The organism is Phycisphaerales bacterium (genome assembly GCA_020852515.1).
GTDB lineage: Bacteria > Planctomycetota > Phycisphaerae > Phycisphaerales > UBA5793 > UBA5793.
Genome location: JADZAS010000015.1, coordinates 31,836 through 56,606, shown reverse-complemented (window position 1 = coordinate 56,606; position 24,771 = coordinate 31,836). Strand labels below are relative to the sequence as shown.

The 24,771-nt window shown below is 66.1% G+C and carries 22 protein-coding genes; 13 read left to right on the top strand and 9 right to left on the bottom strand.

All coding sequences use genetic code 11. The features are described 5' to 3' along the window. Positions 1 to 148: 148 nt before the first annotated feature. The 4 genes from IT430_10085 to metH form a co-directional block, all read right to left on the bottom strand. Complete coding sequence (locus IT430_10085) at positions 149 to 442, bottom strand: hypothetical protein (GenBank protein ID MCC6908277.1); 294 nt, start codon at positions 440 to 442, stop codon at positions 149 to 151. A 399-nt stretch (positions 443 to 841) separates the two neighbouring features. Beyond that, positions 842 to 2,221 carry a sigma-54-dependent Fis family transcriptional regulator gene (locus IT430_10080; GenBank protein ID MCC6908276.1) on the bottom strand — a complete coding sequence of 460 codons (1,380 nt, stop codon included), beginning with the start codon at positions 2,219 to 2,221 and terminating at the stop codon, positions 842 to 844. A gap of 145 nt (positions 2,222 to 2,366) precedes the next feature. Further along, positions 2,367 to 2,729 (bottom strand): RNA-binding protein, encoded by a 363-nt coding sequence (locus tag IT430_10075; protein ID MCC6908275.1) that lies wholly within the window; start codon positions 2,727 to 2,729, stop codon positions 2,367 to 2,369. A 180-nt stretch (positions 2,730 to 2,909) separates the two neighbouring features. Continuing rightward, a complete protein-coding gene (metH, locus tag IT430_10070; GenBank protein ID MCC6908274.1) occupies positions 2,910 to 6,551 on the bottom strand; it encodes a methionine synthase in 3,642 nt (1,213 codons plus the stop codon). 229 nt (positions 6,552 to 6,780) lie between these two features. Between metH and IT430_10065 the strand changes: the two genes are divergently transcribed. After that, positions 6,781 to 7,686 (top strand): hypothetical protein, encoded by a 906-nt coding sequence (locus IT430_10065; protein MCC6908273.1) that lies wholly within the window; start codon positions 6,781 to 6,783, stop codon positions 7,684 to 7,686. An 80-nt stretch (positions 7,687 to 7,766) separates the two neighbouring features. On the opposite strand, the gene IT430_10060 is transcribed toward IT430_10065, so the two are convergent. Next, positions 7,767 to 9,389 (bottom strand): sulfotransferase, encoded by a 1,623-nt coding sequence (locus IT430_10060; GenBank protein MCC6908272.1) that lies wholly within the window; start codon positions 9,387 to 9,389, stop codon positions 7,767 to 7,769. Between the two features lie 121 nt (positions 9,390 to 9,510). Here IT430_10060 and IT430_10055 point away from each other — a divergent pair, with 121 nt between their 5' ends. After that, the gene (locus IT430_10055) at positions 9,511 to 11,184 is read left to right on the top strand and encodes a glycosyltransferase family 39 protein (protein ID MCC6908271.1); all 1,674 of its coding nucleotides are present in this window, start codon (positions 9,511 to 9,513) and stop codon (positions 11,182 to 11,184) included. Here IT430_10055 and IT430_10050 read toward each other — a convergent pair. Beyond that, the gene (locus IT430_10050) at positions 11,178 to 11,885 is read right to left on the bottom strand and encodes a hypothetical protein (protein ID MCC6908270.1); all 708 of its coding nucleotides are present in this window, start codon (positions 11,883 to 11,885) and stop codon (positions 11,178 to 11,180) included. The genes IT430_10055 and IT430_10050 overlap by 7 nt on opposite strands. Before the next feature lie 457 nt (positions 11,886 to 12,342). Between IT430_10050 and IT430_10045 the strand changes: the two genes are divergently transcribed. Both IT430_10045 and IT430_10040 read left to right on the top strand, forming a co-directional pair. Next, positions 12,343 to 13,494, top strand: coding sequence for a hypothetical protein (locus IT430_10045; protein MCC6908269.1), 1,152 nt, complete (start codon positions 12,343 to 12,345; stop codon positions 13,492 to 13,494). Between the two features lie 282 nt (positions 13,495 to 13,776). Beyond that, on the top strand, positions 13,777 to 14,298 hold the full coding sequence (locus tag IT430_10040) for a hypothetical protein (GenBank protein MCC6908268.1): 522 nt from the start codon (positions 13,777 to 13,779) through the stop codon (positions 14,296 to 14,298). Positions 14,299 to 14,376: 78 nt separating this feature from the next. Here IT430_10040 and IT430_10035 read toward each other — a convergent pair whose 3' ends face one another. Beyond that, positions 14,377 to 15,015, bottom strand: coding sequence for a PEP-CTERM sorting domain-containing protein (locus tag IT430_10035; protein ID MCC6908267.1), 639 nt, complete (start codon positions 15,013 to 15,015; stop codon positions 14,377 to 14,379). Between the two features lie 408 nt (positions 15,016 to 15,423). Between IT430_10035 and IT430_10030 the strand changes: the two genes are divergently transcribed. After that, positions 15,424 to 15,843 carry a PilZ domain-containing protein gene (locus IT430_10030; protein MCC6908266.1) on the top strand — a complete coding sequence of 140 codons (420 nt, stop codon included), beginning with the start codon at positions 15,424 to 15,426 and terminating at the stop codon, positions 15,841 to 15,843. Positions 15,844 to 15,863: 20 nt separating this feature from the next. Here the strand turns inward: IT430_10030 and IT430_10025 are convergent, their stop codons facing one another. Continuing rightward, positions 15,864 to 16,628, bottom strand: a complete 765-nt coding sequence (locus tag IT430_10025; GenBank protein ID MCC6908265.1) for a UvrB/UvrC motif-containing protein — start codon at positions 16,626 to 16,628, stop codon at positions 15,864 to 15,866. A gap of 283 nt (positions 16,629 to 16,911) precedes the next feature. On the opposite strand from IT430_10025, the gene IT430_10020 reads away from it, so the two are divergent. The 8 genes from IT430_10020 to IT430_09985 all read left to right on the top strand — a co-directional run bounded on the left by IT430_10020 (position 16,912) and on the right by IT430_09985 (position 23,944). Next, positions 16,912 to 17,928 carry an RNA polymerase sigma factor RpoD/SigA gene (locus IT430_10020; protein ID MCC6908264.1) on the top strand — a complete coding sequence of 339 codons (1,017 nt, stop codon included), beginning with the start codon at positions 16,912 to 16,914 and terminating at the stop codon, positions 17,926 to 17,928. An 80-nt stretch (positions 17,929 to 18,008) separates the two neighbouring features. Continuing rightward, positions 18,009 to 18,527: a DnaJ domain-containing protein gene (locus tag IT430_10015; protein MCC6908263.1), complete on the top strand. Its 519-nt coding sequence runs from the start codon at positions 18,009 to 18,011 to the stop codon at positions 18,525 to 18,527. 207 nt (positions 18,528 to 18,734) lie between these two features. Beyond that, entirely contained in the window at positions 18,735 to 20,225 is a 1,491-nt protein-coding gene (locus IT430_10010) for a phage portal protein (GenBank protein ID MCC6908262.1), read from the top strand. Between the two features lie 35 nt (positions 20,226 to 20,260). Continuing rightward, positions 20,261 to 20,818: a hypothetical protein gene (locus tag IT430_10005; protein ID MCC6908261.1), complete on the top strand. Its 558-nt coding sequence runs from the start codon at positions 20,261 to 20,263 to the stop codon at positions 20,816 to 20,818. Between the two features lie 109 nt (positions 20,819 to 20,927). Continuing rightward, entirely contained in the window at positions 20,928 to 22,109 is a 1,182-nt protein-coding gene (locus tag IT430_10000; GenBank protein ID MCC6908260.1) for a DUF5309 family protein, read from the top strand. Between the two features lie 80 nt (positions 22,110 to 22,189). Then, positions 22,190 to 22,837 (top strand): hypothetical protein, encoded by a 648-nt coding sequence (locus IT430_09995; protein ID MCC6908259.1) that lies wholly within the window; start codon positions 22,190 to 22,192, stop codon positions 22,835 to 22,837. A gap of 163 nt (positions 22,838 to 23,000) precedes the next feature. Beyond that, the gene (locus tag IT430_09990) at positions 23,001 to 23,309 is read left to right on the top strand and encodes a hypothetical protein (GenBank protein MCC6908258.1); all 309 of its coding nucleotides are present in this window, start codon (positions 23,001 to 23,003) and stop codon (positions 23,307 to 23,309) included. Between the two features lie 56 nt (positions 23,310 to 23,365). Further along, complete coding sequence (locus IT430_09985; protein ID MCC6908257.1) at positions 23,366 to 23,944, top strand: hypothetical protein; 579 nt, start codon at positions 23,366 to 23,368, stop codon at positions 23,942 to 23,944. Positions 23,945 to 24,049: 105 nt separating this feature from the next. Here the strand turns inward: IT430_09985 and efp are convergent, their stop codons facing one another. After that, entirely contained in the window at positions 24,050 to 24,610 is a 561-nt protein-coding gene (gene efp, locus IT430_09980; protein MCC6908256.1) for an elongation factor P, read from the bottom strand. Positions 24,611 to 24,771 lie beyond the last annotated feature (161 nt).

Sequence of the window (24,771 nt, the reverse complement as noted above, 5' to 3'; positions counted from 1 at the left end):
AGAAGTGCGCCTTCGTGGCGCCCATAGCACCGTGCGATAAGAGCATCTTCTATCCGTGCACGAACGGACATACCACAGCCTTGCCTTCTACATCTTCTGCACCCACTCCTCATCCAGAATCTCCTGGACGACGAGGAGCTTGATGATTCTACCTGCTGGACTTCAGCCTCTCGTAAAGGTAATTGTGAAGCTCCTCGGTCGTTCGAACTCCCTTGATCGGCTTTCCGTCGCCTCGGTTCGCCCAGATGTGCCCATTCCAGTCGTTGTAGATGCGAACGATCTCTTCGTCCTTCATCTTGGCGTAGACCACGCGCGGCGACTTGTTGCCCTTCTTCCGCTGGTTCTTCGGGGCGGTCACTTCATAATCCAGGCCCAACAGTTCGAGGACTCGAACGGTCGAAGCAATCATTTCGGCAATGACGCGACGCTGACCCCTGTTCATCGAATCAACTCCTCACATCTTCTGCGCCTACTCCCGATTTAGATTGTTATAACTGGTGAGAGGGCCGAATCATCCTACCAAGTGAGTTGGCGAACGGCACGGCACGTGGTAGATGTGAACGCCACGAAGCCGCCGCGGTGGTAGCGGTGCCTGAGCGGCCCATTCGCTCCGATGCCCCGGCTCTCGAAGCCTTCTTCCGCGGAACCGACTTGCGGCTGACTCGCTTGGCCATCGAAGGCCAGTGTACGACTTCCCGATGTTCGGTCAAGGTCAGGGGGCGCGGCGAAGCGCCAGCGGCGAGGCGCCGAGAGAGGAGAGAGTGAAGAGTAGAGAGGAGAGAGAAGAGCCGATCCAGCGGCCTCGCTCCCTCATTCCCTCGATGCCTCGATGCCTTCTCCCTCACCTCAACCCGTACTCCTTGAGCAATCGATACAGCGTCCGCTCGCCGATGCCGAGCATCTTGGCGGTCTGTTCCCGGTTGCCGCCGGTGAGTTTGAGCGTCTCGCGGATGGCCCGCTTCTCGAGTTCGGCCAGATCGATGCCGGCCAGCGACGCCGACCCGCCGGCGCTGTTCTCCGCGGCGCCGGTGATCTCCGCGGGCAGGTGCGCTGCCTCGAGTTCGCCGCCATCTTCCGCGAACACGCACATGAGTTCGATGACGCGGTTGAGTTGGCGCACGTTGCCCGGCCAGTCGTAGGCCATCATCCGCTGCGCCGCCTGGTCCGACAGGCCGACCACGTTGCGGCCGTTGCGCTGGTTCAGCACATTGATCTGATGCTGCGCGAGAAGCGGAATGTCTTCACGCCGCTCGCGCAGCGGCGGCAGGCGGATCTCGGCCCCCTTGATTCGAAAGAACAGATCCTGTCGGAACGTCTCATCCTTGACCATCGACTCGAGGTCGCGGTGCGTGGCGGAGACGAAGCGGACATCGACGGTGCGCGGCTCGTTGGAGCCGACGCGCACCACCTCGCCGGATTCGAGCACGCGCAGCAGTTTGCTCTGCATGCCCAGCGGCATGTCGCCGATCTCATCGAGAAACAGCGTCCCGCCGTTGGCGTATTCGAACACGCCTTCGGTGTTCTTCTCAGCGCCGGTGAACGCGCCCTTGACGTGCCCGAACAGCTCGCTCTCGAGCAGTGACTCGGTGAATGCGGCACAATTCACCGGCTTGAAGCGCTGCTTTGCCCGGCGGGAATGCTGGTGAATGACGCGCGCGACCAGGTCCTTTCCGGTGCCCGTCTCGCCGATGAGCAGCACTGGAATGTCGGTGGGCGCGATCTGCCCAAGCGTGCGGACGACCTGGCGCATCGCCGGACTGGCGCCAACGATGCCCTGGAGGGAGTATTCCTGGCCGAGTTGTTCGCTCAGCGCATCGACTTGAGCCCGGAGCACCGCGGCCTCGGCGGCGCGGTTGACGAGGTTGCGGAACACCTCGAGATCAAGGGGTTTTTCAATGAAGTCGTACGCCCCGCCGCGGATCGCTTCCTTGGCGGTGGGAATGTCGCCGTGAGCCGTGACCATGATGGTCTTGGCACCGGGCTGGCGCGTGCGGGCCTCGGCGAGGATGGTCATGCCATCGGGCCGGCCGTGCATCATGAGATCGGTCACGATGACGTCGAAGTGCCCGCCTTCGAGTTCGACGCGGGCCTCATCGAGGCTGTGGCGGACGGTGCAGATGTGGCCGGGCTTGCGCAGCGCATCGGCCATGACGTCGGCGTGATCGGCCTCATCGTCGATGATGAGGACCTGAGCAGTGGGAGTGGCGGCGTCTCTGGGCATGCGGTGCATTGTATGGTGTCGCGGCGGATCGCGCCAAGACGCGCAAAGGATGGCGCATCGGCGCGGAGAAAAAGCACATGACCACGCCGACGGGCGGCGTGGTCATGGTGGGCTGACGAGTTGTCAATAGCCGGAGCGCTCGGGCTTAGTAGCCGCGATTGCCGCCGCGACCGCCGCCGCCGCCGCCGCCGCGGCCATAACCGCCGCCGCCGCCGCCGCCGCCGCCGCCATAACCGCCACCACCGCCGCCGCCGGAGCGCGGCTCGCGCGGGCGGGCCTCGTTGACGGTGAGGGTGCGACCGCCGTACTCCTTGCCGTTGAGCGCTTCGATGGCTGCCCGCGCTTCGTTGGCGTCGGGCATCTCAACGAAGCCGAAGCCGCGCGACCGGCCGGTCTCGCGGTCCATGACAGCGTTGGCGCGGTCCACTTTGCCGTGTTCGCTGAACAGGGCTTCGAGTTCCGCGTCGGTGGTCTTGAAGGAGATGTTGCCTACGTAGATGTTCGTCACGATGCAGATTTCCAGCCCGAGAAGATTGTCATACTGTTGCCGCTGCGGATACCCGGGCTCTCACCTGCTTTGGCGTTCGGCCTGTGGGGCGGGGCCCCCATGGCAGGCAGAACTGACGCCTACCAGTATAGCCGCCCTGCGGCCCACAGCAACAGGGGGGCGAGCGGCTACGGAATCCGCTCAGGCGTTGAAGTACTTGGCCCCGGGGTGGTGGACCACCATGGCGCTGACGGACTGTTCCGGGTCGATCTGGAAGTTCTCCGTCAGCTGGCAGCCGATCCGCTCGGGCTGGAGGAGGCGGAAGAGGATCGCCTGGTCCTCCATGTTCGGGCAGGCGGGATAGCCAAAGGAGTAGCGGCTGCCGCGGTACTTCTGGCTGAAGAGGCGGCGGATCTCGGTGGCGTCGTCGCCGTCGATGCCCAGTTCCTGGCGCATGCGCTTGTGCCAGAGTTCGGCCAGGGCCTCGGCGGTCTCGACGCCCATGCCGTGGGTGTAGAGGTACTCGGTGTACTCGTTTCCCTCGAAGAGGCGGCGGGCGACTTCGCTCACCTGCGGCCCCATCGTGCAGACGAACAGGCCGAGCACATCCGGCGCCTCGGACCCGACCGGGCGGAAGAAGTCGGCGATGCAGCGGTGCTTGCCGGCCTGCTGGCGGGGGAAGGAGAATCGCTCGATCTCTCGCTGCGGGTCGTTCGGATCGAAGACGATGACGTCGTTGCCCTCCGATGCGACGGGGTAATAGCCGTACACGACGCGCGGCGTGAGGATGCCTTTTTCGCGCATCTCCGTCTTGAGGCGGGCAAACAGCGGCTCGACCGTCTGCGTGAGCGTCTGCTGGTACTCGGGATCGGAAAGCGAGCCGCGCTTGAAGCCCCACTGGCCGCGGAAGAGCGCGGTCGTGTTGATGTAGGGATAGATCTGATCGAGGTCGATCGACTCGATGACTCGCGTGCCCAGGAAGGGCGCGGCGGGAACATCGGCCGGCTCGAGCGGAGCGGGCGCGGCGGGCGGAGCGCTGACGGCGGCGACGGTCGCGATGGCGCTGCCGCCGGCCCGGCCGCTGCGCGCTTCGGCCCCGGCTGCGGCGCAGGAGTGGGCTTCGAGATCGGCGCGCGCTTCGCCCCAGCCGCGTTCGACGACGCGCTGGTCGATTTCACCGTTGAGCCGGGCCGCCTGGCCCGAGGTGATGGCATCCATGATGCGGAGACCCTCGAATGCATCCTGGCCATAGAACAGCGGGCCGCGATAGAGGCCGCGCAGCCGGCCCTCGGCGTACTTGCGCGTCAGCGCCGCCCCGCCGAGCAGGACGGGGGCGTCGATGCCCATCTCGTTCATCTCGGCGAGATTCTGCTCCATGACCCCGACGGATTTGACGAGCAGGCCGCTCATGCCGATGGCCAGCGCGCCGGTTTCCCGCAGCGCATCGACGATGGAGCCGATGGGCTGCTTGATGCCGAGGTTGTGCACCTTGTAGCCGTTGTTGGTGAGGATGATGTCCACGAGGTTCTTGCCGATATCGTGAACATCGCCCTTGACCGTGGCCAGGACGATCGAGCCGCGCGATGTGCCGGCGACCTTGTCCATGTGCGGCTCGAGGTGAGCGACCGCCATCTTCATGACCTCGGCGCTCTGCAGGACGAAGGGCAGCTGCATCTGTCCGCTGCCGAAGAGTTCGCCGACGGTCTTCATCCCCGCGAGGAGATGGTCGTTGATGATCTCCAGGGGCGAATATTTCTGCAGCGCCTCGTCGAGGCGCTCGGTCATGCCCTGCTTTTCACCTTCGACGATGTGGGCCTGGAGCGCCTCTTCAAGCGAGTGCACGCGCTCTTCGACGCTGTGCGAGAGGGCATCTTCGTCCTTGAAGAGGCCGATGAAGTGCTGAAGGGGATCGAAGGACTCGTCGGTGACACCTTCGGGCAGGCCCGTGCCGCCCTTGGACTCGGCGCGACGATCGTAGATGAGATCGAGCGCTGCGCTCCACTGCTCATCGCTGATGCGATTGCGCGGCAGGATCTTCGACGCGTGGACGATGGCGCTGGTCATGCCCGCTTCGAGCAGTTCGTGCAGCAGGCAGGAGTTGAGCACGACGCGGGCGGCGGGCTTGAGGCCGAAACTCGCGTTGCTCAGGCCGCAGGTGATCTGGCACTGCGGGAAGGCTTTGCTGATGCGCTTCGTGCCCTCGATGAGTTCGAGGCTCGAGCGGCGGTCGGCGTCCATCCCCGTCGAGATGGGCAGCACGAGCGGATCGAAGAAGACGTCGGCCGGGTCGAAACCGTGCACCTGCGTGGCCCGCTGCAGGGCGCGCTGCGCGATCGAGAACTTTCGATCGGCGGTGCGGGCCATTGCCGCTTCCTTGTCCTCGTCAATCGTGCCGATGACCAGCGCTGCGCCGTAGCGCCGGGCGAGCGTGCAGATTTCGTCGAACTTCTCCGGCCCTTCTTCAAAGTTGGCGGAGTTGATGATGCACTTGCCCGCGGCGTGCATGAGGCCGGCTTCGAGCGTGGCGATCTGCGTCGAATCGATCATGAGCGGGCAGTCAACCTGGCGCACCACGCGGGTGACGATCTCGGCCATGTCGCGCGCGTTGTCGCGGCCGGCGTAGTCCACGTTGAGATCGAGCACGTTGGCGCCCTCTCGCTTCTGCTCGCGGGCGAGCGAGATGATCTCATCCCAGTTCTCTTCTTCGAGCAGACGCTTGAACTTGCGCGAGCCCGAGGCGTTGAGGCGCTCGCCGACGATGAGGAATGAATTCTCCTGCCGGCACTCGACGGGGCTGTAGAGCGAGGTGACGCAGGCGGGAGGCTGGACGTAGAGGCCGCTCTCGACGGGAGCGAGGCGCGTGAGGCCGGAGGGGCCGGTCGATTCGCAGCCGCGCGGCACAGGTTTGTGCACGCCGATGGCCTCAACCACCTGCCTGATGTGTTCCGGCCCGGTGCCGCAGCAGCCGCCGACGAAGTTGACGCCGAAGTCATCGACGAACTTGCGCAGCGCATCGCGCAGCCCGGCGGGCTGAAGCGGGAAAGTCGTCTTGCCCTCGACCATCACCGGCAGGCCGGCATTGGGCATGACGGAGATGAGCCGATCCCAGTGCCGACTGAGCACTTTGAGATGCTCGGCCATTTCCACTGGGCCGGTGGCGCAGTTCAGGCCGAGGCTGGCGATGGGATAGGGCTTGAGCGCGTGCACGGCCGCGGCGATTTCGGAGCCCAGCAGCATCGTGCCGGTCGTCTCGATGGTCACGCTGACCATGATGGGAATATCAGTGGGGCCCTTGCCGCGCTCGTCGAGCGCTTTGAGGCAGGAGTTGATGGCGCACTTGACCTGGAGGAGGTCCTGGCATGTTTCGATGAGCAGCGCATCGGCGCCGCCGTCGAGCAGGCCGCGCACCTGCTCGCAGTAACTGTCGAGCATGCGCTGCCAGGTGATCTGGCCGAGGGAGATGAGCTTGGTGCCCGGGCCGATGGAGCCGACGACGAAACGCGGCTTGTCGGACGTCGAATGCCGATCGCAGGCGGCGCGAGCGATCTCGGCCGCTTCCTTATTGAGAGCGCGGGTCCAACTTACAAGTTCTTCGTCGAACTCGGCGAAGACGTGGCGGCTGGCGCCGAAGGTATCGGTCTCGACGGCGTCGGCGCCGACGGCGAGAAAGGACTCGTGGATCTGCTGCACCAGTTCGGGTCGGCTGCGCACGAGGACATCGACGCAGTTCTCGCGGCCGAGGTAGTCGCGATCGATCTCCAGCGGCAGGCTCTGGATGGTGGCGCCCATCGATCCGTCGAAGAACAGCACGCGCTGGGCGGCGTGGCGCAGGAAGAGACTCATGGAGGTGCTCCGATCCGATCAGGCAGAGGACGGCCGGCGCAGCGCCCGGGGCGGAGGCCGGCCGAAGGAGGATAGAGGGGCGGAGAAGTGCTTTCAACCGTTCATCCGGATAGAGCGATAAAGAAGAGCTCTGGGGCGGGCCGGCGGCGGTGGGCAAGGATTCGCGTCCCTGTCCGCCTGAGCCTTGCAGCCCTAGACTTGCGGATTCACCTTGAAAGGAAATCACTCAATGAAATCGTTGTCTTCGAGTCGTTTTGGCATCACTTCCGGCATGGCTGCCGCGTGCTTTGCCATGGCGATGGCCGGATCGCCGCTGTTTGCCCAGGACCATCCCACCGAGCATCCCACCGGCGAGCATCCGAAGGCGGAGGCGGCTTCGGTCCCTGAGGCCAAGGAGGTCATCGCCCGCTACGTCAAGGCCATCGGCGGCGAGGCCGCCATTCGCAGCCACAGCTCGCGCATGATGAAGGGCCAGATGACCTTCCCGGACGGCATGGGCGGAGAGATGTCGGCCGATCTCGCCATCTATTCGGCCGCGCCAAACAAGATGCTCTTCGAGTTCTCGATGGAGGGCTACGGCGAGATGAAGCAGGGCTATGACGGCGAGGTCGCATGGGTTATCGATCCCATGATGGGGACCAACATCCTCGACGGCGCCGAACTCGAGCAGATGCGCGAGCAGGCAGACTTCTACAGCGAACTCAACTTCGACAAGCGCTACAAGTCGATGGAGACCATCGACGAGCGCGAGTTCGACGGCGTCAAGTGCTACGCCCTGAAGATGGTTGACAACTCCGACAACGAATCGACCCATTACTTTGAAACCGAATCGGGCCTGCTGCGCGGCATGTCGCAGACGCAGGAAGGGCCGATGGGGCCGATGGACATGACGAACATCAATAAGGAGTTCAAGGAGTTCGGCGGCGTGAAGATGCCGGTGCGAACCGAGATCGAGATGATGGGCGCCACCCGCGTGCTCACGTTTACGACCGTCGAACTCGACAGCGTGCCGGCCGAGAAGTTCGAACTTCCCGCCGACATCAAGGCGCTCGTCGAGAAGCGGAACGCCGGCGGCGATGAGAAACCCGAAGGCGAAGAAGAGGAGAAGCCCGAGCCGGCCAGGGACGGCGGCTGATCGGTCGCTGACGTCGCTCGACCAGAGCAGGAAAATCCAGGGGCCAGGTACCCGACGGAAAAGGTACCTGGCACCTTTTTTTAACGGGGGGTGATGGGCGGGCGCGAGCCGAAGCGGTAGGCCGTGGCGGCGCCCATGAAGATGAGAAACAGGCTCATGCCCGTGAGAAGTTCCTGGCGCGTCGAGACGAGCAGGTCGCGCGCGCTGACGTGCTGCCGCGTCGGGTCGTAGCGCTTGTAATACGCCCAGCGCGTGTTGGGCACGGCCACGCTCAGCGCGACGATGACGGTCAGCACCGCGCAGAACCAGCCCAGCCGCGCCGAGCCGGCCCGGGCCAGGCGCAGCGCCACAGCGCCGATGATGATGCCCACCGGCCACGCGAACGCGTCGTAGCGGTTGAGCGTCTGCCGCACCGTCCAGTGCCAGAGCAGGCCCAGCAGCACGGCGGCGAGGATCGCGCCCGCCCACGCCGGCCACATCCGGTCGCGCGGCGGCGGCGCATCAGGCTCAGGCTCAGGCGCGGGGCCCGGCGCCGCGGCGGGCTGGTCGTGCCCAAATGCCCGCACGATGAACTCAAGGCGCTCATGCATGACCGCCAGGGCGCGCTGCCGGGCGCTCGAATCCGATGCCGGCCGGTAGTCGCGCACCGAGTGCAGGTAGCGCGCGGCGCTGCGCTCCACATCGCGCGTCCACGCGAGATCGAGCGCGCGGTACGCCGCCTGCATCTCGCCGATCGGATCAGCCCGAAGGTCTTCGTAGCGCATCTCGTGCAACTGGCCCGGCGGAATCAGGCGGCGCGACTCGAGATACGCCTGTTCGGTCTGGGCATACTCGGCAATCACGCGCTGCCGCAGCGTTTCATCCTCCGGCGGATCCTCCAGATGAAAGATCGACAGCCGCTTGAGCATCGCCACGTTGGAGTTGACGACGTCGATCGGATCGCGGCTGATGTGAATGAACCGCACGCGCTCGCGGCCGAGCAGGCGCTGAAGCTCAGGGACGCGCGCGGTGTGGCTGGGCGACTTGAGCAGCAGGGGGCGGCGCGGCGCGAACACAATGAGTTTGCGCAGGAACGCCCACTGCACATAGCGCCAGCGCTCGATCTCGCGCGCGGTCAGGCCGTCGAGGAAATGAAAGCGCCGGTCAGAGTCGTAGCGCGACGGCGCGATGAGCCGGCCGCGCAGGCTCGAAGCGCACGCCCAGTTGTGGCAGGCGAAGTCATCTTCGGCGGGCCAGTCGGGCCCGAAGGCGACGTCATCCTGCGGCCGGCGGCTGGCCAGAAACGGCACGAGAAACAGCCGCAGAAACATCCAGCTCGCCACAAAACCCTGCGGCGCGGTCACGTGCGCCCAGCGCGGCGTGATAAAGCGCTGATCGCAGTTGAGCAGGTAGTGCAGGTGCGTCGTGCCCGTGCGGAAGTAGCCAAGCACGACCAGCGCGCCCGGGGCGTGATCGAGCGAGCCGCCGCCTGACTGAAACGACATGCTCAGCCACGGCGAGAGGAGCAGACGCTCGGGCAAGGTGATGGCCGTGCCGAGGAGCGACGTCCCCAGGCCGGCGGCGAGGCGCAGCCAGTAGCGCGGCGGCACCGCCAGCGGCGGTGACAGGAGCAGCCGCGCCCACGCATCGAGCGGCGCCAGCGCCATGAAGTGCGGGTAGGGAAAGGCGATGGGAGAGGTTCGTGAATCGCGCGTGTCACTCATCCGGCAGGAAAGATTAGCCGCGGCGGAAGGTGAGGCGCGGCGGCTCTGGGCGTGCGGCCTGGCGGCGCGTGCCTTCAGGCGTGCTTTGGCGAGGTGGGCGAACGATCTACACTGCCATCCCATGCCTGCCGCTGCGAGATCTGCTGCACCTGTCCGACTCTGGCCCACGGCGCTGCTGCTGGCGTTGTGCGCGCTGCTTTACCTGCCCGGACTGTGGTCGCTGCCGGTGGTGGACCGCGATGAAGCGCGCTTCGCGCAGGCGACGCGGCAGATGATCGAGTCGGGCGATTTCATCAACATCCGGTTCCAGGATGAGCCGCGCCACAAGAAGCCCATCGGCGTTCACTGGGCGCAGGCGGCCGCCGCCAGGTTATCCGCGCCGCTTGCCGACGAGAATGCGATCTGGCCGTATCGGCTGCCGTCGGTGCTGGGCGCGGCGCTGGCGGTGTGGCTGCTGTATTTCTTCCTGCGATCGATCGCGGGCGAGGGCGCTGCGCTGCTGGCTGCGGCGCTGCTCGCATCGAGCGTGCTGATGAGCGTGGAAGCGCGCCTGGCGACGACTGATGCGCTGCTGCTGGCTTGCGTCGTCGCATCGCAAGGAGCGCTCATGCGCCGGCTGATGGAGCCTGATGCGCGCCCGCTCGCGTGGTCGCTGGTATTCTGGATCTCGCAGGCGCTGGCGGTGCTCATCAAGGGGCCGATCGCGCCGCTGGTTTCCATTTTCACGCTGCTGGGCATGCGCTTGGGCGGGGCGCGCGTGCGGCCGCTGCGCCTGCTGCACGCGTGGATCGGCCTGCCGCTGGCGCTGCTCATCATTCTGCCGTGGGTGCTCGCCGTGTCGCGCGCGACGGGCGGATCGTTCTTTGTCGATGCATTCGCGGGCGATCTGTTTCCCAAACTCGTTTCGGGGCAGGAGTCGCACGGTTTTCCGCCGGGTTATTACCTGCTGCTGGTGACGCTCACGTTCTGGCCGGGTTCGCTGCTGGCGGGCTTTGCGCTGCGCAGCGCATGGCGCGAAAAGACTGAGCCGCTCATGCGCTTCATGCTCGCGTGGCTCGTGCCGGCGTGGATCGTGTTTGAACTCGTGCCGACGAAGTTGCCGCATTACGTGCTGCCGCTCTATCCCGCCCTGGCGACGATCACCGCCGCGCAGGTGGTGCGCTGGGCGGCGGGTCCGGTGGAGCCGCAGCGGCCGAGCCGGCGCGCGCTGCTCATCGGCTGGATCGTCTGGTCGCTCGTCACGCTCGCGCTCGCCGCCGTCATCATCGCATTGCCGATCGCGCTTGATGGCGCGCTGGAGCCCTGGTCGCTGCTCCCGGCGGGGGCCGCGCTGCTCTGTGTCGCGATCGGCTTTGCCGCGGTGCGGCGGCTCGATGCAGCGCCGGCGGCGCTGGGTGTGCTGGCCCTGTGTTCGGCGCTGCTGCTTGGGCCGACGATGATGGTTGTGCTGCCGCGCATCGAGGCCCTCTGGCCGACGCGCTCCGTCGCGAGGCTGATCGAAGCGCGCGGCCTTTCCGGCGCTCAACCCTGGGCCGCCGTGGGCGACCACGAGCCGAGCCTGGTGTTCGAACTCGGCACGCTCACGCGACTGCTCGGCCCGGCGCGCGCTGCCGAGGCGCTGAACAGCGGGCAAGTGCGCGGCGTGATCATCGACCGCGACCGGCGCGACTTGTTTGACGCTGCCGCGCGCGAAATGGGCCTGGAAACTGAACTGATCGGCACGGTGCGCGGCACGCTCATCTCCAAGGGACGCGGGGTCGAACTCGATCTGCTCATCCGCGCCGGCGATCAGTAAGCAGGCCGGGCGGGGCGCGTCGGCGCCGATCGCCCGCGCCGCGGCGGCGTCTTCACCGGCCAGAGCATCAGGCCGAGCCACACGAGCAGCGCCGCAGCCGCGACGATCGCCGTGCGCTGCCACGCCTGCGGCTCGATCTGCACCGTGGTGCGGCTGATGTGCAGCCACAGCGACGTGATCGGCGACCAGTGCAGCCAGTCGCTCTGGGCGATCGTGTCAAACGTGCTTGAGGTGGCGGCGGCAAGTGGCGCGGCTGCGGCGATGGCAATGCACACGAGCATCATGAGCGCCCGGTGCCGCCGGCCGGCGCCCGCGGTGCCGATGGCGATGAGCGCCGCGTAGAGCAGGCCCCACGCGAAGATCGTCAGGTCGATGAGCAGCACATCCAGGGCCGACCACTGCGTCGGCACGCGCATCGGCCAGAGCAGCACCTGCAGCGTCGCGAAGATCGCCGCCCAGTCCAGCAGCGGCAGCAGGCGCGGCGTGTGCGCCGGCCGCAGCACGAGGCGATAGAGCGGCCAGATGATCGTGACGCCCAGCATCACGCTGAGCATCATCCGCTTGGACGCGGTCATGTACATTGCGATGGACGGCTGCATGCCCCAGCGCCAGCCGAAGGCCGTGATCCACGACGCCAGCAGCCACAGCGACCACCACAACAGCAGGGCCCGGGGCAGACGAAGATGCCGAGGCAGTATCACGGGGGAGTTTAGGGGGCGAGGCGGGCCGTGAAGTTGATCACCCGCCTCCGGGGAGCCTGCCCTGCTTGCGCCCAATTCCAACTACTTTTCCTCATTCGCCCTTGCACAAGTCCGCAGGATCGGGTAGGTTGTATTGCGGCTTTCCCGCCGCCCCAGGATCGTTGCTCGTCGGGTGGGATGGGTTCTGTGACCGAAGGACGCGAAGACTCAGCGACGGATCGTCGGCGCCTGCCGGGAGATTACGATGATTCATTCCACGCTGACTCTCGCTTGCGCAGCAGCGCTTCTGGCGTCAGGGCCGGAGTCAAACCCCCCGCGGTTCGCGATTGTCACGATTCCAGGGCTTGGCGGAGAATTCACGAGCGCGCGCGGTGTCAATTCTTTCGGTCACGTCACCGGCGGTGCTTATCTCGTAAGCGATACTACCTACCGCGCGTACATCTATCGTGACGGTGCAATGACGGAGTTGCCGCTGCTGGCGGACGGCCGCGACGCTCTCGGCCGCGCGATCAATGACCTCGACGAAGTTGTCGGCGAGACGTACCTTACCAACGGACGCTTGGTGACCGCGACGCTCTGGGATGCTCAGGGCCGGGTAAGCGATCTCGACACGTGGCAAACCCATTATTCAAAGGCGTGGGCGATCAACAATGCCCGAGAAGTGGCTGGCGAGGCCAATGATCCATCGGTTAACGAACTCCGGCGAGCCATCTTATGGAAAGACGGGCAAATGACCAGTCTCGGCGTGCTGCCGCTGCCGGGGCATGATCGCTCGACTGCGCACGACATCAACGAAGTCGGCGAGATTGTCGGTCTATCAAGCGGCGACGTGAGCAGAGCATTCCTGTGGCGGAATGGTGACATGACAGAACTGGAATGGGCCGAAGGCGAGACCACGAATGCGAGGGGGATGAATGACTCCGCTGAAATAGTTGGCGCCCGCTCTGGTACTCTTGCGCTCCTCTGGGACCACGGCGTCCCGCAGGCTCTCCGCCTCCGGCCGAATGATTTCAGCGGTGTAACTGCACTGCACATCAACAACTCCGGCCACATCGTCGGCCGCGTGCAGCGAAATAGTAGTGGAAATGATGTTTACGTGATCTGGCCCAACGCGGATGCTCCCTACACCGAGGTGCAGGATCTTCTTCCGCCGCAGTCGCTCTGGCGAAATATCGAAACGGTCGATGACCTGAACGACTCAGCCCAGATGGTCGGGCATGGCAAGCGCGGCGCCGACAGCGGCTTTGGCATTGGCCACGCCTTCCTCCTCACCCCCGTCAACTGGACTTTCACGCTCGAAGCGCCCTCGCCCGGCATCGCCGGCGTGAGCAACACTCTGCGCATCATGGGCGCCACGCCCGGCGCGACCATCGGCTTCTACTACTCCATTCACGGCGGCGGCGCCGTCATCCCGGGCTGCACCATTCAGCAGAACGCCCTCCAACTTGAGAATCCAACACTCATCGGCACCGCCATCGCCGACGCCAACGGCACCGCCACCATCACCCGCACCGTCCCATTGATCGCGCAGAACAAGTCGATCCTCTTCCAGGCCGTCGTCCAGAACGAGTGCGCCATCAGCCAACTCGTCGTGCATGAGTTTGAGTGACCCTTCGACTCGCAAAGCCTCGCTCCCTTCGACTGGGCTCAGGATCGTCGACAGGGCGGCGAAGCGCCGGGCACTAGGCACTAGGGACCAGGCATGAGGGGAGGCGCCAAGGCGCCAAGGCAGCAAGGCACCGAGGCATCAAGGCAGCAAGGCAGCAAGGCAGCAAGGCAGCAAGGCAGCAAGGCATCGAGGCCGCATGGCCAACTCTGGACTTTCTACTCTCCACTCTTTCGGCAGTTTGCCGCCAACGCTCTCGGCGCTTCGCCGTCTCTATCATGCGCTGTGAGTGAGTTTGTCTATTCGCATCCTGCGGCGCTCGATGAGGAAGTGTTTCTCAAGCAGTGCCGCATGACGCGCGGCCGGACGTCGGGGCCGGGCGGGCAGCATCGCAACAAGGTCGCCACGGCGGTCTTTCTCACGCACGAGCCCACGGGCGTGCAGGCCCAGGCGAGCGAATCGCGCCAGCCCGAACGCAACCGCCAGGTGGCGATTCAGCGGCTGCGGGTCAGACTCGCGCTCGAGCAGCGCATGGGCGTGCCGCGCCCCGGCTACGAGCCGAGCGCGCGGCTGCGGGCCCGCGTGCGCAGCGGGAAACTCGCGCTCAATCCATCGCATCGCGACGCTCCGGCGATCCTCGCCGAAGTGCTCGACGTCATGCACGCGGTGCACGATGACGTGGGCAAGGCGGCGCTCCTGACGGACCTGACGCGAACGCAGATCATCAAGTTGCTCAAGGAGTTCCCGCCGGCGCTGGCGGATCTCAACGCGCGGCGGGCGCAGCAGGGACTCAAGCCGTACCGCTGAGCGCAGCGCAAGCGACAGCCCCCGATCCGAAGACCGGGGGCTGAGCAGATGCACAAGAAGGAAAGAGAAGCAGGGCGATCAGTCGCGGCGGCGACGGCCGACGGCGAGGAAGCCGCCGATGCCCATGAGGGCAAGCGTGCCGGGCGCCGGGATAACTTCGTAGGTAAGCGAGCCGACGAGGCCGCGCGACGAGAAGAACGAGCCGCCGCTGGTGAACGGAGCCGAGCGTGCGTCGCCGGTGGTCAGTTTGAGGTTGGCGTCTTCGAAGATCTGGTGCGGCGGGCTGCCGGTGCCGAAGTAGCGAGGCCCGGACACCGTGAAGACGATGCCCACGCCGACCGTCTGGCCGGCGCCGACGGCGATGTCGGGAATGTCGATGAGTTGGGAGATGCCGCTGCCAGTGCTGCCCTGAGTCGCCTGCGTGACGCCCAGCGACGTCCAGCCCGTGGGCGACTGACCGGGGCCGGGGTTGCCCAGGCCGCTGCCATCGCGGACGTAGATTTCGATATTGAAGTTGGCGAATGCCGGGGCGCTGCTGGCGGTGGTCATGTGAGTGACGTCGAGGGCCGAGCCATTGGAGGTCAGGTCAAAGAAAATGCCCCACCCGGCCGAGCCGCCGTTGTTCGCCGATGGATTCGCGTTCAGCACGTCGCCCATCGCGACGGGCGCCAGCGCGAGGCTGGCCATGCATGCAAAGGCAGTCAATACAGGTTTCACGGAAGTCTCCCCTTCTGAGTTGGATCAAACGACACAAGAAGCCACGAAGCCCGGGACAGCCACGCCCGCGGCGGCAAATCAGACGGATCAAGCGACGTTGGGCGACTGCCCGCGATCGGCCCTCCTCCGAAGTGCTGGTAAGGTAATACCTCAAAAGCGAGTGGTCGTCAACCCCAAAAGCATCCCAGTCGCTGAAAAAAGTTGGAAATCCGGTTTGACGTCTGGTTATCGGGCCCTTGTCCCAAGGACGCCGAGTTCCCTTCCTGAAATGGCGTGAGCCGGTGTCCGGGACGCGCGGCTGCCGACGCCCGAAAACAGCGGTCCGCTTCAAGGCGTCGGGGGCAGCGTCCGATGATTTCGCCTGAGGGGGCAGATGATCTAAACGACTGCTCCGCCGGGATCGATAGAATGGCGCTCAAACTCAGCCACCATGCGAATCTTCTAATCCCCAAGCCGCAGCGGGCCGACGCGCTCCGCGGCGCGGATCTGGATCGCCCGTTGCCCTTTGACCGGCGCCGCGAGAGTCGGGCGAGCACGGCCGGCTGGGCGCGCGTGATTTGTCTCGATCCTTTCAAGTCATTTCTCGGCGGCACGGCGGAGCTGGCGGATGTCAGCCCATCGGGCCTCGGCCTGCGCTGCGAGCGGGCCATCCCGGTCGGTGAATACATCGAAGTGCGCCTGGCGCCGTTTCGCGTGCGCGGCCGCATCGCGCAGGTGGTGCGCTGCGAAGAGATCCCCGCTCAGATCGACTGCGCGACGGGCGCAGTGATCCGGCCGCGGCACTTCCACATCGGTCTGCGGCACGCGGCTGCCGTTCGCGCGGCGTAGACACGCCGAGGGGCTGCAAATCACTCATCCCGGAGCAGGCGGAGTTCATCGCGGAGGATCGCGGCGAGTTCGTAGTTTTCCGCCGCCAAAGCCGCTTTCAGGCGATCGTGCAATTCGCTGCGCTGGCTGACGGGCAGTTTGGGCACGAGGGCCTCGCGCATGGATCGAAGCAACTGCACCTCAGCCGAAGAGTCGAACGCCTCCTCTTCTTCAACGTCCTGCGTTTCAAGGGCTTCGCGGATGGCTTCCAGGCCGCGGTCGATGGCGGCCAGGGCGGCGCGGGTGTCTTTGGCGGCGACAGCCTGGCTGGCCTCGGCGCGGGCGTGCATCATGAGGGTGTTGCAGCGCAACTGCTCCATGACGGTCTGATCGAATTCGGTTTCGCCGAATTCGCGGCAGAACTCGATGATGTGCATGTTGTGCTCGGTGTCGCGCATGACGCCGTCGTACTCTTCGAGGGCGAGGAGGCTCACATAGCGGTGGTAATACTGGATGGCTTCCTCCCGAAGCCGGCGGCAGTGGTCGGAGGTGAGCATGAACCCCTCGGCGTCGTCGTGCTCATCGACGTGCTTCTGCAGGGCGGCGGCGCAGGCCTCGAGGAGCGATTCGAATCCGTCCGGCCGGGTTCCGTCAGGGCGGCCGGAGGTTTCCATCTGGAGAATGCCCAGATCGACGCGCATCTGGATGATCATCCGGCCGTCGCCGGCCTGGATGAGGCGGACGTTGACCTCACCGCTGACGTAGGGCCAGTTTCGCAAGATGGGCGTGAGATCATCGTCGGTCATGCTGGAAATCCTTATCGGCCCGACATCCATTGCGCAGAGGCCTTCTTGCGGCGAGTCGGCCTCAAGTGTTTCTCGTCAATAGTCGAACCAAAATGGAGTACGGACGAATAGTACGGTGGCCTCAGGCCCTCCGCCCCGGCGCGAGCCGCACCGTCGCTGCGGTCGATTCGCTTCTCGTGGTGGCTGATCTTGGGGGTGAATACCATCGGGCAGCGCCAGCACAGCCGGCCCGGTGGATCAAGCCACGACAACGGCACTGGCGCCAGGCAGGGGAAGGTCTCGTTTGAGCACGCGAAGCGTCAAGGGGACAGCCGAGGATGCAGGGCTGCAGACTGAGCTGCAGTTGTACCTCCGGCACATCAACGAAACACCGTTGCTCGAAGCGCTCGAGGAGAAGTACCTCGGCTGGCGCGTCGTCAACGACTCCGATCCCGAAGCGCGCGATCTGCTCGTGCGTGCGAATCTGCGCCTGGTCGTCTCCATCGCCAAGAAGTACCTCAACCGAGGGATGCACCTGGCGGACCTTATTGAAGAGGGCAACGTCGGGCTGATTCGGGCCGTAGAAGGTTTCGACCCCGCCCAAGGCGCGCGGTTCTCCACCTACGCCTCATGGTGGATCAAGCAGGCGATCAAGCGGGCTCTGATTAACGCCGGCCAGCCGATCAACATCCCGGCGTACATGGTCGAGCACATCGCCAAGTGGAAGCAGGCGACGCACGATCTCGAGCGGACGCTGGGCCGCTCGCCGTCGCTGCACGAACTGGCTGAAGTGCTCGAACTGCCGGTGAAGAAAGTGCTCGTCATCCGGCGCGCCGTGCGGGCTCTGCAGTGTTCGACGCAGGCCCCGGCGGGCAAGGACGGCGAGGTGATCAACTTCTCGGAGATCTTCGCGGACAACCGCAGCGATCAACCCGAGGAGTCGATCATCTACGACGATGAGATCCGCACCATTCGAAAGCTGCTCGAAGCGATCGACGACCGCGAGGCGACGGTGCTGCGACTGCGCTTCGGCCTGGACGGGCGCGAGCCGCGCACGCTCAAAGAAGTCGGCCGGGAGATCGGGCTGACGCGCGAGCGGGTGCGTCAGATCGAGTGCGAGGCGCTGAGCAAACTTAACGACCAGATCAATGGCGACAAGCCGAGCCGTTTCTTCATCGAAGCGCGCGGCCGATTCGGCTGCCACCTGCTCAATGGCAAGGGCAATGGCAAGCACGGCAAGCCAGGCGGCACCGCAGGAGCCTCGTCGAGCAAGCGCCAGGCGCGCGGCGGGCGGCCAAGCGCCACGCGCGCTGCGGGCTGACGTTCGCAGCAGCGGGCCCGGCGTGATTCCCTCAGCGCGGGAACTCCACCGTCTGCGCGGGCGAGGACGTATCATCGCCCATGTTCGATCCATTTGCCGTGCTGGGACTCGAGCGCACTTACGACGTCGATCGCGCGCGCGTGCAGCGCGCGTATCTGACCGAGGCGGCGAAGTGGCACCCTGATCGCTTCGCCGACCCGGTCGAGCGGCGGCAAGCCGAGCAGCGCTCCGCCGAGGTCAATGGCGCGCGAGACATCCTCGAAGATGACGAGCAGCGCGCCGAGGCGCTGCTGGCGCTGCTGGGCGGGCCGGGCAAGGGCGATGACAAGAGCCTGCCCGACGGATTTCTCATGGACATCCTCGACGTGCGCCAGCAACTTGAGCAGGCGATGGAAGCCGGCGATGCGCAAGCCCGACGCGAGGTTGAGCAGTGGGCTGATGCGCAGCGGGCGGAGCATCACCGGCGCGTGGGCGAACTGTTTGGCCAGGCCGAACAGGCGGACGGCGACAGCCCGCTGCGCGCGATCCGCCACGAACTCAACGCATGGCGCTACATCGAGCGGTTGATCGAGCAGATCGATCCGGCTCACGGCGCGTAGTTCCGCCGGCGCGCAGGGGCGCACCGCCCGCCGCGCACGTTGTGCTTTTCTGAAAATGGCGGCAAAGGGCTTTCGCAAGGCGCGTCCCGCATGGCGCGGGCGCCGATTCGATCTCCGGCGCGCCCGCCGCCGCGCGCCGCTGCGCGCTCGCAGCGTGGTGCAGAGGCTCGGCGATGCGCCGGCCACATGCATCACGAGGAGCGCGGCGTGCCCTACCAACTCGCACCCTTTGCCGACATCCAACTCACCGAATCGCTGCTGCGGCTGCTCATCGAAGAGCACGAGGAGGCGACGCTGCCCGCGTGCGATCGACTTCTGTCGTATTTTCGCAACGACGAGGAGCCGGCGCCGGGCCGCGACGGGGCCGTCAACTGGCGGCCGGCACAGATCGCCGGCCTGCCCGAGCGGCTGACGCGGCCGATCGACGGCGCGCCGCCCAAGGAGATCGTGATCGAGAACGACATCGGCTGGCGCGTGCAGACGGTGGTGGACTACGTCGCGGGGCGCGAGGTGTCCTTCGTGCCGCGGGCCCGCGATGGCGAGGTGGCGCAGATCGTCGGCGAAGTCGTCGAGGCGCTGCTCGAAGCAAACGGCGGCACGGGACTGATCCAGGAGGCGGTTCTGCTGGGCGCCATCTACGGGCACGTGGACCTGGTGTTGCGCGTCGGCGAACTGCCGCGGCGAGAAGCGAAGGCGCAAGCGGGCCTCGAGGCGCTCCTCGACGTCGCGCGCTCCATGAGAATCGAAGTGATCGAGCGCCCCCGCGCCTTGGCGCTGCTCAACGCGAGCGACTATCGCCGCATCGATGCGTTCATCATTCATCACGAGCGATGGCTTAACGACGTGGAAGACGGCGGGTTCCTGTCGAGGCTCGGGCTGTGGATGAAGCGCAGCCGGGTCGATGCGCCGCCCCGGCGCGCGACGACGACGGTGACGGAGATCATCTCGGCGACCCACCGGCAGGTGTACGAGGATGAGCAGCTCGTGCTCAGCGAGCCCAATGCGCTGGGCTTCGTGCCGGCGATTCACATCCAGCACCAGCGTCGGCCGTTCGAGTACGCTGGACTGGGCGAGGTCGAGCCGCTCATCGCGCTGCAGAACGAACTCAACACCCGCCTGAGCGACCGGGCCAACCGCGTGACGCTGCAGAGTTTCAAGATGTATCTCGGCCGCGGCATCGACGGCTTCGGCGACCGGCCCGTCTCGCCGGGGCAGATGTGGATCACGGAGAATCCCGAGGCGTCGATCCAGGCGTTCGGCGGCGACGCCGAGAGCCCCAGCGAAGACAACCACATCCGCGAAGTGCGCGAAGCGCTCGACAAGATCTCGGCGGTGACGCCTCTTGCGGCGGGGCTGATCCGCGCCAAGGTGGGCACGCTCTCGAGCGAGAACGCGATGCGCATCTCGCTGCTGGGCATTCTGAGCAAGACGCTGCGCCTTCGGCAGCTCTACGGCCGCGGCCTGAGCGATCTGATCACCATGGCTTTGACGGCGCTCGACCGGGCGGGCTGGCTGCGCACCGAGCAGTGCGACCGCTGCGTCGAGCCGCTGTGGGCGCCGCCGATCCCGCAGGATGAGTCGCGCGTGCTGGCGGATGCGCTGGTCAAGCGCGACCTCGGCGTGCCGAGTGAAGTGATTCTCTCTGAACTGGGCTACGGCGACCGGCCCGGTGCTTCGCCGCGCCGAGGCGGCAGTTGACGGCCTGACACATTCGAAACAACGGAGTTGAACCCATGAATGACGTGCGGCAGCAGTTGGATCCGGTGGAAATCGAGGCGAGCGAGGCTCATCCGGCAGGCGAGGCGGAGGCGAACGATGCGGAGACGCCATCGCCGCGCCTGGTGAACGTGGCCGAAGCCATCCGCTATCGCAAGCGAGCCCAGGCGGCGGAGAAGGAACTGGAGCAGTTGCGCACGCAACTGAACGAGTCGCAGCAGGAGGCGCAGGCCGTGCAGGATCGCCTGGCGGAGGTCGAGCGGCGCGCGGCGATTGATGCGCAACTTGCCGAGGCGGGCGCGGCGGACCTGCAGGCGGCGCACCTGCTCGTGGAGGCGGCGCTGAGCGAAGATGCCGGCCTGGAAGTCGCCGCGGCGGTGCAGGCTGTGCGGCGGCAGCGGCCGCAGTTGTTCCGCGCGGCCGGCGCGGCGGCGGGCAGCGCGATGGGGCCGGCGGTGCACGCGGCCGACCACGGCAGTCGGGACATCCAGCGGGCGGCCAACATCGCGCGGCGCAGCGGACACAACGCGGATGTGATGCACTACATGAATCTGCGGCGCAGCGCGCCGCGTTGAAGTGCGGAAGAGGCGAAGACGCAAGCGGGTCTCGCACCGTCGCTGCACCTCGGGGGACAGGCGCCCCAAGACAACTCAAACACCAGCGAATCATTGAAAGGAACAGCACATGCCATTTACCGGAAAGGCGACGTACAGCGCGGGCGCCACGCTCCCCGAACTCGTCGAAGACGTCGCCGACATCATCGGAATTGTCAGCCCCTACGAGACGCCGCTGCTCGATCATCTCGGCGATGCTCAGCGGCCGGCGGTCAGCACCATTCACGAGTGGCTCGAAGACACGCTGCTGCCCAATCGCGGGCAGATCAATGACGCGACCTACACCGATCCGATGGCGGATACGACCTTCGGCGTCGATGATGAAGACATCTTCAAGGTCGGCGACCAGATCCAGGTCGAGGGCAGCCGCGAGGTCATGCTCGTGACGACGGTGAACACGGGCCTCGGCTCGATCACGGTGGTGCGCGGCTACGGTGGCACGACGGCCGAGAATCTCGCCGACAACCAGGTGCTGCACATCCTGGGCAACGCGGCCCTCGAAGGCGCCGACCGGCCCACCAGCCGCTTTACCAATCGCACGCGGCAGCGCAACTTCACGCAGATCTTCACCGCCAGCGTCGAGGTCTCAGGCTCGCAGCAGGCGGCGCGGCAGCACGCCATCGCCGACGAGGCCGACTACCAGAAGCAGCAGCGCCTGCGCGAACTCGTGCGCGACCTGGAGAACTGTGTCATCAACGGCACGTCGCCGTCTGCCGATCCGGAAGGTTCGAGCACGGTGCGGCGCACGATGGATGGCATCATCCGCCGCGTGAGCACGAACATCTTCCAGCCGGGCGTGGGCGAGATCCCGCCGGGCGAAGGCACGAATTCGGACCTGCTCACCGAGGAGATTCTCAACGCGGCCCTGCGCATCGCGTGGGAGTCGAGTTCGGGCACCATCGACACGATCGTCGTCAACGGCTTCCAGAAGCGGCGCATCAACTCGATGCTGTTTCCGAACCGCAGCTACTCGGCCGACGACGATCGGCTGCGCGAGTTCGTCTCGGTGTACGAGTCGGACTTTGGCGTGTGCCGCGTGATCCTCAGCCGCTGGGTGCCGGCGGACACGGTGCTGCTGCTTGATCGCTCGCGTCTGGCGGTGATGCCCCTTGGCGGGCGCAGTTTCCACTACAAACCGCTGAGCAGCACGGGCGACTCGGAGGTCGGCCAGCTGATCGGCGAGTACACGCTGGAGATGCGCAACGAAAACGCCCACGCGGTCATCCGCGCCCTGGGCACGACCAGCTCGTAACTCATCTCTCCTCCCGCTCCCGGTCGCGGGCCGAAAGGCTCGCGGCCGGTTTCCCCACTCCGAACGAAACGAGGCCATTCATGGCATTTGCAACCGACCGCGATCTGCTCGTGCTCGAACCGAATCTCTTTCGCGACATCGCATTCGCCTCGCAATTGCTCGCCGGCGGCACGGACGGCGTCGTGTCGGGCACGTCGTTCACTTCAGCGTCGGCGGACTTTGTCGCCGCCGGGATCGACGCCGGGCACGTCGTGCTCGTGAGCGACGTGCCGGTGGAAGTTATCGAAGTCGTCTCCGGCACCGAACTGACGGTCTCGCTGCTGCGGGCGCACTCGGAAGATCCGGCCGTGCCGCCACCGGCCGGAGCGGCGCTGACCTATGGCGTGCGGACGTTTCGGCCGCAATTGGAGATGCTGCACCGGCAGATCATGCGCGCCGCCGGCATCGAGCCGGATGGACTGGGCGAGCCGAGCGAAGCGCCGATGGTCGATGAAGTGCTCAACGGCGATGAGATCGCCATGGTCGAAGCGCTGGGTGCGCTGGAGGGCATCTTTGCGTCGGCGGCGTCGATCCTGGCGGATGAGCCGTATCTGCGATTGCGGGCTGCGTCGTATCGCGACCGCTTCTCGTCGGCGCGGCAGCGGGCCCGGGTGCGGCTCGATCTCGATGGCGACGGCGAGGTCGATGTCGTGCGGCACCTGAACGTGGTGCAGTTTGTGAGGTGGTGAGGAAGAAGGCATCGGGGCATCGAGGCATCAAGGCATCGAAGGGACCGAGGCAGCAGGCGCTCAGTTCGCCGCCCTTCGGGTCATGAGCCTCAGGGTCGAATGACGACGCGGAGGCTTTGCCGAGCGGAGCGCTTCACGGCAGTGATGGAAGGGGCTCGCACCAATGGAAGAAACCATCGTTCAACATCTTGCCCAGCTGGGGGCGGCGGGGCTCATGGGGTTGCTCTGGGTGCTCGAACGGCGGCACGGGGCGCAGCGCGAGCGCGAACTGACCGAAGCGCACGTTCGCCTCATGGAAAGCCGCACCGAACTTGGCGAACTCATCGGCGTGGTGAAGGACAACACCGCGGCGCTGGCCGCCGTGCACAGCGGTCAGGAGCGGCTGTCGCAGGCGTGCGAGCAGGTGGCGGGGGAGTTGCGCCAGTCGCGGGCGGCCCTTCCGCGGACCCGGCCGTTGGATCAGGCGGGCTGAGGGCATCTATCGTTGGAGGATGGCGCCCGGGGCGGGGCGCGCGGCCATCTTCGATCATGCGACGATTCCTGCAGAGCATCCCGGTTGCGATCCTCGCCGTCGCCTGTGCCCTGCCCGGGTGCGGGCAGAAGCGCGGGATCACCGACACCGCCGAGCAGCACGTGCCGCTCGAACCGACCACCCATTGGGACGACGGCCCCCCTCGCACAAACGCGAGCTCCGAGCGGCCCGATCGCTCCGGTGCCGGCGGCCAGGGCCGCGCCATCAACTGGCCGTTTCGACCCGAGTCGATGCGCCTTCACCCGCTGACGCACGCGCTGCGCGGCGAGGAGGCCGCGTCGATCATTGAGGCGAGGCTCGAGTTCTTTGACCGCTTCGGCGACACCACCAAGGGACTGGCGCTCGTGCGGTTTGAACTCAGCGCCGGCGAAGGCGGTCGGCGCCTGGCCGAGTGGGAGATCGATGTGCGCGCCGTGGAGACGAGCATGGACCACTACGACGACGTGACGCGCACATACCTCTTCCGCCTCGGTCTCGAGGGCGTCGAGAGCCTGCCTGATGAAGCGCATCTGAAGGTAACGGCGACCTTCGGCGAGCAGCGGATGAACGATGGGTTGACGCTGGCGCTGCGGTAGAGGGTGCCGTCATGCCTGCGCAGGCAGGCTCCAACGAACCTGGCAGCACGCTCGACTGGATTCCTGCCTGCGCAGGAATGACGGACTTGGGCGTGCGCCTGCTCTTTATTCTTTCGCGCGGCTCTGGTAGGAGCCGTCGGCGGTGCTGATGCGCACGAGTTCGCCTTCTTCGATGAAGGGGGGCACGCGCGTCTTGAGGCCGGTTTCGAGGGTCGCTTCCTTGAGCTGGTTGGTCGCGGTGGCGCCCTTGATGGCCGGGGTGGTCTCGGTGATGAGCAGGTCCACCGTCGCGGGCAGTTCGATGGTCAGCGGCTTGCCTTCGCACACGAGAACGTTGGCGGTCGTGTTGGGCTTCATGAACTGCATCGCGTTGCCGAGGAATTCGTCGGACAAGGTGAACTGGTCGTAGGTGACGTTGTCCATGAAGACGTGGCCGGAGGCGTCGGTGTAGAGGTACTCCATCTCGCGGCGGTCGAGGTCGATCTGCTCGATGTCTTCGCCGGAGCGGAAGCGCTTTTCCATGACCAGGCCGGTCTGGACGTTCTTGAGGCGGAGGTTGACCATGGCGCGCCAGTTGCCCGGCGTGATGTGCTGGAACTGGGTGATGACGTACATGTTGCCGTCGATGCGGACGGCGTTGCCGGGTCGGAGTTCGGTGGACTTCATGATTTTTCTCCCGCCGTGGATGCGCGGCGCGTTGCGGATTGAGCGGAGATGATACGCGCCAAGGCGGGCCCCGTCGTGCCCGGTGGGCTAGTATGCGACGGATCCCTGCCCTGCACGGGGGGGTCCGGCGGCCAGCCCCGGCCGCCCCTGAGCGGAGGTCG